Annotated in this window: 6 protein-coding genes; 5 read left to right on the forward strand and 1 reads right to left on the reverse strand. The window is 72.3% G+C overall.

What is annotated here, in order from left to right; translation table 11 throughout:
• Positions 1-111 precede the first annotated feature (111 nt).
• Both ACIP8W_RS17680 and ACIP8W_RS17685 read left to right on the forward strand, forming a co-directional pair.
• On the forward strand, positions 112-1,914 hold the full coding sequence (locus tag ACIP8W_RS17680) for an ABC transporter ATP-binding protein (RefSeq protein ID WP_402151759.1): 1,803 nt from the start codon (positions 112-114) through the stop codon (positions 1,912-1,914).
• A gap of 5 nt (positions 1,915-1,919) precedes the next feature.
• Positions 1,920-3,719, forward strand: a complete 1,800-nt coding sequence (locus ACIP8W_RS17685) for an ATP-binding cassette domain-containing protein (protein ID WP_402151762.1) — start codon at positions 1,920-1,922, stop codon at positions 3,717-3,719.
• Between the two features lie 19 nt (positions 3,720-3,738).
• Here ACIP8W_RS17685 and ACIP8W_RS17690 read toward each other — a convergent pair whose 3' ends face one another.
• Positions 3,739-4,362, reverse strand: coding sequence for a DNA-binding response regulator (locus ACIP8W_RS17690; RefSeq protein WP_401948008.1), 624 nt, complete (start codon positions 4,360-4,362; stop codon positions 3,739-3,741).
• A gap of 294 nt (positions 4,363-4,656) precedes the next feature.
• On the opposite strand from ACIP8W_RS17690, the gene htpX reads away from it, so the two are divergent.
• From htpX to ACIP8W_RS17705, 3 genes are all read left to right on the forward strand, one after another.
• On the forward strand, positions 4,657-5,559 hold the full coding sequence (htpX, locus tag ACIP8W_RS17695; protein ID WP_401948005.1) for a zinc metalloprotease HtpX: 903 nt from the start codon (positions 4,657-4,659) through the stop codon (positions 5,557-5,559).
• Positions 5,560-5,636: 77 nt separating this feature from the next.
• Positions 5,637-6,221 (forward strand): hypothetical protein, encoded by a 585-nt coding sequence (locus ACIP8W_RS17700; protein WP_401948002.1) that lies wholly within the window; start codon positions 5,637-5,639, stop codon positions 6,219-6,221.
• Positions 6,222-6,370: 149 nt separating this feature from the next.
• Positions 6,371-6,766 (forward strand): transposase (locus ACIP8W_RS17705; protein ID WP_402203606.1); only part of this gene is annotated, 396 nt, incomplete at its 3' end.

Below are 6,766 nucleotides of genomic sequence, written 5' to 3' on the forward strand. Positions count from 1 at the left end.
ACCGAGGCCCCGGGCGGTTCTGCCGCCCGGGGCCTCGGCCCGTCCCCACCTCTCGTTCCGTCCTCCGATCCTGTCCCGTCCCTGGTCCCGGTCCGCAGGAGGCCCTCCCCGATGGTGTTCCCTCGTCGCGGAGCCCGCGGCACATCCGCCGACGCCCCGGCAGGCGCCGGTCTGCTGCTCGGAGCGGCCCGGCACAGCGCGGGCCGTACCGCCACCGTGTTCCTCTGCTCCGCCCTGTCGGCGGGCGCCTCGCTCGCGCTGCCCGCGGTGACCGGCCGCACCCTCGACGCCCTGCTCGGCCAGGAGGGCGGCGCCCGGTGGTGGCTCCTCGTGTGCGCCGCCGTGATCACCGCCGAGGTGGCGCTCGACGCCCTGGTGGCCCTGGTCAGCGGGGTGACGAACGCCCGGTCGACCGCCTGGCTGCGGACGCGCGCGCTGACCGGGCTGCTCGCCGCGGAGCCGGGGCGCGCCGCGCGGCTGTCCCCCGGCGAGGTGGCCTCCCGGCTGTCCGCCAACGCGACGGAGGCCGGGAACGCGCCCGCGACCGCCGCCTCCCTCGCCGCCTCGCTGCTCGCCCCGGCCGGGGCGCTCGTCGCGCTCTTCCTCATCGACGTGTGGACGGCGCTCGCCTTCCTCGCCGGGCTGCCCCTGCTGGTGCTGGTACTGCGCGCCTTCACCCGTGGCTCCTCCGACAGCGTGGCCCGTTACCAGCGGGTGCAGTCGGACATCGCGTCCCGGCTCGTCGAGGCGCTGGCCGGGGCCCGTACCATCGCCGCCGCGGGCACCGAGGAGCGCGAGCGCGACCGTATCCTCGCGCCGCTGCCCGAACTGGCCGTCCAGGGACGGCGGATGTGGCGGGTGCACGGCCGGGCCGTCGCGCACAGCGGGGTCCTGATGCCGCTGCTGACGACCGGTGTGCTGGCCGTCGGCGGAATCGCGCTGGCCGCCGGCCGGATCAGCGTCGGCGAGCTGCTGGCCGCCTCCCGGTACGCGGCGCTGGCCGCCGGGATCGGCGCGGGCACCGGACTGCTGGCCTCGCTGGTACGGAGCCGGTCGGCCGCCCGCAGGACCGCCGAGCTCGTCACACTGCCCGCCATGGCGTACGGGAGCACACCGCTGCCGCCCGGTGGCCCCGGCACACTCGAACTGCGCGGGGTACGGGTCGTACGCGACGGCCGGACCCTGCTCGGCGGGGTGGACCTGGTGGTCCCCGGGGGCACCTCGGCGGCCGTGGTGGGGCGGTCCGGCGCGGGCAAGTCGACGTTGGCGGCCGTCGCGGGACGGCTGGCCGATCCTGACGGGGGGCAGGTCCTGCTCGACGGCGTACGGCTGGAGTCCGTCCCGCACGGACAGCTGCGCCAGGAGGTCGGGTACGCGTTCGAGCGGCCCGTGCTGTTCGGTGACACGATCGGCGAGGCCCTCGCCTCCGGCGTCGAGCGCGCGTCCGCGAGCCGGGTGCGGGAGGCGGCCGTGGCGGCGAGCGCGGACGCCTTCGTCACCCTGCTGCCCCGGGGGTACGACACCCCGCGCGCCGAGGCCCCGCTGTCCGGGGGCGAACTCCAACGGCTGGGGCTGGCAAGGGCGTTCGCCCACGCCGGGCGGCTGCTGGTCCTCGACGACGCGACCTCCAGCCTGGACACCGTCACCGAACGCCAGGTGGAGCGCGCCCTCTCCCACGATGTCCGCGCGGGCACCCGACTGATCATCGCCCACCGGCTCTCCTCCGCCGTACGGGCCGATCAGGTGATCTGGCTGGAGGAGGGGCGGGTACGGGCGGTGGGACCGCACACACTGCTGTGGCGGTTCCCGGACTACCGCGCGGTCTTCGCGACACCCGACACACCGCTGGAGACGGGACCGGGCACACCATCGGACACGGCGGAGGACCCCTTCCTCAAGCGGACCGGGCGGTGACGGACATGCCGAAACACACCGAAGCGCCGGAACACACCGGCACCGCGGCGGGCCGGGGGATGCTGCACCGGGTCCTCCCCCAGGGCCGGCGGTTCCTGTCGCGCAGGAAGCGGGTGCTGGTCGCGCTGGGCGGCTGGTCACTGCTGGAATCCGCGCAGACCTTCCTCGGCGGCTACTGCCTGGCGCGGGCGCTGGACCGGGGGTTCCTGGCGGGGGACACCGGCACCGGCCTGGTTTGGCTGGCCGTGGCGGCGGGCGCGATCCTGGTCGGCGGGCCGCTCGTCCGCGGGGTGTTCGGCCGGCTCGCCGAGCTGGTGGAGCCCCTGCGGGACGCGCTGGTCCGCCGGGCGGTGGGCCAGGCCCTGTCCCGGGCGGTGGCCGATCCGGCGCGTACGGACGGCGGGGCGGTGTCCCGGGTCACGCATCAGACCGAGATCGTCCGGGACAGCTTCGCCGGGCTGGTGCTCACCGCGCGCTCCTTCGTCTTCACGGCGCTGGGCGCGCTGGCCGGACTGCTGGCGCTGGCACCGCAGTTCCTGCTGGTGGTCGTGCCACCGCTGGTCCTCGGGCTGGCGCTGTTCCTGGCCACACTGGTGCCGATGGCCGCCGCCCAGCGCTCCTTCCTCGACCTCGACGAGGCCGTCGCCGACCGGGCGGGGGCGCTCGGCGCGGGACTGCGCGACATCGCGGCATGTGGTACGGGGGCGCGGATCGCCGGGCGTACGGGCGGGCTGATCGACGCGGCGGCCGGGTCGTCGCGGGTGCTGGCCCGCTGGGCGGCCGTCCGTACCCTCGCGCTCGGTGTGGCGGGCCAGCTCCCGGTGATCCTGCTGCTCTTCGCCACCCCCTGGCTGCTGCGCCAGGGGGTCACGGCGGGGGCGCTGGCGGGGGCGCTGGTCTATCTCCTCCAGTCACTGCTGCCCGCCCTGCACACCCTGATGACCGCGCTGGGCGCCGCGGGCACCCGGCTGCTCGTGGTGCTGGACCGGTTCGTGGAGGGGCCCGGCGCCGTTTCCGTACCGCTGCCCGCTCCCGTCCCCCTGCCGCCCGCACGGGTGCGGACGGCGGGCCGGGGCGGGGACCGGCCGTCCGCGCCCGCCGTGGAGGTCAGCTCCGTGACGGTGGCGTACGGTCCCGGCGCGCCGCCGGTGCTGGCGGGGCTGGATCTGCGGGTCGAGCGGGGCGAGCACGTGGCGGTGGTGGGCCCGAGCGGTATCGGCAAGTCGACGCTCACCAGCGTGGTCGCGGGGCTGCTGGCGCCCGGCCGGGGCGGTGTGTTCCTGGCGGGCGAGCCCGTGTCCGGCCGGAGCGCGCGCGAGCTGGCGGCCTCGCGGGTCCTGGTGCCGCAGCAGGCGTACGTGTTCACCGGCACCGTCCGCGACAATCTGCTGCATCTGTCCCCCGGGGCGCCGATGTCCGCGATCGTCCGGGCGGTCGGCGCACTGGGGCTCGACGGGCTGGTCGGGCGGCTCGGCGGGCTGGACGCCCCGGTGGATCCCGCCGCCCTGTCCCAGGGCGAGCGCCAGTCGCTGTCGCTGTGCCGCGCGTATCTGTCCCCCGCGCCCCTGCTGATCCTCGACGAGGCCACCTGCCATCTGGACCCGGTCGCCGAGGCGCGCGCGGAGCTGGCACTCGCCGCGCGTCCCGGGACGCTGATCGTGGTCGCGCACCGGCTGTCGTCGGCGCGCCGGGCGGACCGGGTGCTCGTACTGGACGGCACCAGGCCCGAGTACGGGACGCATGACGAGCTGCTCGGCCGGTCCGCCCTCTACCGCGATCTGGTGGGGCACTGGCAGGGCGCCTGAACCACCGGGCGCGGGCCGGTCAGAGCCAGCCCGCGCCCTGGGATATCCGTATGGCGTCCATGCGGTTGCGCCCGCCGACCTTCCGTATCGCGGCGGCCAGATAGTTGCGTATCGTGCCGTTGGACAGATGCAGGGATCTCGCGATTTCCTCGATCGGCGCGCCTTCCGCCGCCAGTGAGAGGACGCTGAGTTCTCTGGGGGTCAGCGGCATATTTCCCGCTTGAATAAAATCGAAAGCGAGTGATTCATCGACGAATCGCTCACCTCGCGCGACTTTGTGGATGGCCTCCACTAACCTCCCCGGCTCCCCGTCCCTGCTGACGTATCCGAGCGCTCCCGCCTCAAAGGCCTTGCGGAGGGCGCCGGGCTTGCGGGCACTGGCGAGCACCAGCAGCGCCGGGTCGTAGCCCAGCTCATCACGGGTGAATCTGGATCCGTGGACGTTCTCCGTACCGCCGGTGCGCCCCGGCGGGTCCAGACAGTCGATATCGGCGACATAGACGTGGGGCGGAACACCGTAGGCCCCACGGAATGCCGTACGACTGGTGTTCGAAGAAACATCGAACACATCTTCGGAACGCAACAGGGCCACCAGGGCCGAGCGGAACAGCCCCATTCCGTGCACCACATGAACTCGGATCATGCCATGGTCTCCTTTTCGCCTTCGGCCACTCCAGAGAACATGGTGGTCAATTACCGGCGCGTCACACGGCTCAATGCGCGGATAAAGCAGTGAGAAACGCGACACCGGCAGCACAGCGAGCACCTTTCTGTACACCGTGAGCCCCCGCTTGCAGCAGTGCGCCACCGTGCGCCCCTGGCGAGCCGGGGCGCCGGGCGTTCCGGACACCTCCGAACCCTCTCTATATCTCCCGTTTGCTCCGTTTCGACGGGAAAGGAGGAAAATGGCAGAGGACGGAGCCACTGGAGGCGCACGATGAAGCAGAACCGCTACACCCCGGACCGCGGCCTGACCACACGCATGGTCACCACCATGTTCCTGATCGGCCTGCTGTACGTGGTCCTGGTCGGGGTGCTGCTCGCGGTGCTGAGCAAGGCATGGCCGATCATCCTGATCATCGCGGGAGGGATGTTCATCGCCCAGTTCTGGTTCAGCGACAGGATCGCGGCGTTCAGCATGGGGGCGCGCGAGGTCACCCCCGAGGAGGCGCCCGAACTGCACGGGGCGATCGACCGGATCTGCGCGCTGGCCGATATGCCCAAGCCGAAGGTGGCCATCGCGCACAGCGACCTGCCGAACGCCTTCGCCACCGGCAGGAGCGAGCGCACCGCCCTGGTCTGCGCGACCACCGGACTGCTGCGCCGGCTGGAGCCGGAGGAACTGGAGGGCGTGCTCGCCCATGAGATGTCCCATGTCGCCCACCGCGATGTCGCCGTCATGACCATCGCCTCGTTCCTCGGGGTGCTCGCGGGACTGATCACCCGGGTCGCGCTCTGGAGCGGTCTGTCCCGGAACCGGGACTCCTCCCCCGTCGGTATCGCGCTCATGCTGATACCGCTGGTCAGCGCGGTGGTGTACGCGGTCGGCTTCCTGCTGACCCGGCTGCTCTCCCGCTACCGCGAACTCTCCGCGGACCGGGCCGCCGCACTGCTCACCGGCCGGCCCTCGGCGCTCGCCTCGGCGCTGACCAAGGTGAGCGGGCAGATGTCCCGGATCCCCACCGAGGACCTCCGGAAGGCGGAGCCGTACAACGCCTTCTTCTTCGTCCCCGCGTTCGCCTCCAAGGAGAGCCTGGGGCGGCTGCTCTCCTCCCACCCGACGCTCGAACAGCGACTGGACCAGCTCGCCAGGATCTCCGCCGAACTGGCCCGCCCGTAAAGCCTGTTCGCAACCACTCTTGCAACCGCTCGTTCGTAACCGCTCGTTCGTGAACCCGACAGTGAGGAAACGGTCCTGTGGGCCTTCTCGACGCCATCCTCGGCCGGAGCAAACCGGTCCGTCCCGATCTCGACCAGCTCTTCGCGCTGCCCTCCGCCGCGCTCACACTCCAGGCGGGCGCCGGATACACCCCCACCGGTCTGGGCTCCGTCTGTTTCGCGGGGGTCGAGGGCGGTGGGTTCGCCCGGATCCGGCGGGACGTACAGGAGTTGCTCGACGCGGACACCGGCAGGACCGGGCCGCCCGTGGCGTTCAGCCAGGACGCGTACGGCTACACCTGGCTGCTCGCCCAGCGAGCGCCCGACGACACGGCCGCGCTGGTCAACGATCTGCACGCGGCCAACACACTGCTCCAGGACGGCGGCTTCGGGCCGCAGCTCCTGTGCTCGCTGATCGGCTTCCGGGACACCGAGCAGCGTCCGCTGGCCCTCGTCTATCTCTACAAGCGCGGCAGCTTCTACCCCTTCGCGCCCCTGCCCGGCAGCCAGGAGAAACGCGACAACCAACGAGAACTCCAGGTCAGGGCGGTGCTCGGCGACGACCTGCGGATCGAGCCCGACCTCGCCCGGTGGTTCCCCGTCTGGGGAGCGCCCGGACTCTGACGCACCAGGCGCCCGGCCCGCGCACTCACCCGACGTACGACGTACTAGTGAGCTGGTTGTGAGGTGCTTCCTCACCACGTGAGTCGTTTTGCGTACCAGTTCGTGGGTTTGGCTGACGGGTGCCGGTTGGGTTCGGTCTGCTGTCGTTCATGGGTGACAGCAGGCTGGAGCCGCTGGTCCTGAGTGAGGCCGAGCGGCAGGTGTTGGACAACTGGGTCAAGCGCCGGACGACCGCGCAGGGTCTGGCCCTGCGGGCAAGGATTGTGCTGGCGTGTGCGGATGGCGGGCCGAACCTGGCGATCGCCGCCCGGCTGGGAGTGAACCGGGGCACCGTCGCCAAGTGGCGGACCCGGTTCCTGCGTCACCGGCTGAATGGCCTCGCGGACGAGCCGCGGCCCGGGGTGCCGCGGACCATCACCGACGCCCAGGTGGAAGAGGTCGTGGTCCGCATGACGGCGGTCTCCGTAAGCTCCCCGTGTGCGGCCAAATACCGCGCAATTTATGGCCACGGGTTTCCCCGCGTACGGCCAGATCTTCTCCCCGCT

Origin of the sequence: Streptomyces sp. NPDC088554, assembly GCF_044752945.1 — a bacterium.
Lineage (GTDB): Bacteria > Actinomycetota > Actinomycetes > Streptomycetales > Streptomycetaceae > Streptomyces.

What these genes read in the sequence shown, in the direction of transcription:
- ACIP8W_RS17680 (WP_402151759.1), top strand. Translation starts at nt 112, where the DNA reads ATGGTGTTCCCTCGTCGCGGAGCCCGCGGCACATCCGCCGACGCCCCG.
- ACIP8W_RS17685 (WP_402151762.1), top strand. Translation starts at nt 1,920, where the DNA reads ATGCCGAAACACACCGAAGCGCCGGAACACACCGGCACCGCGGCGGGC.
- ACIP8W_RS17690 (WP_401948008.1), bottom strand. Translation starts at nt 4,362, where the DNA reads ATGATCCGAGTTCATGTGGTGCACGGAATGGGGCTGTTCCGCTCGGCC.
- htpX (WP_401948005.1), top strand. Translation starts at nt 4,657, where the DNA reads ATGAAGCAGAACCGCTACACCCCGGACCGCGGCCTGACCACACGCATG.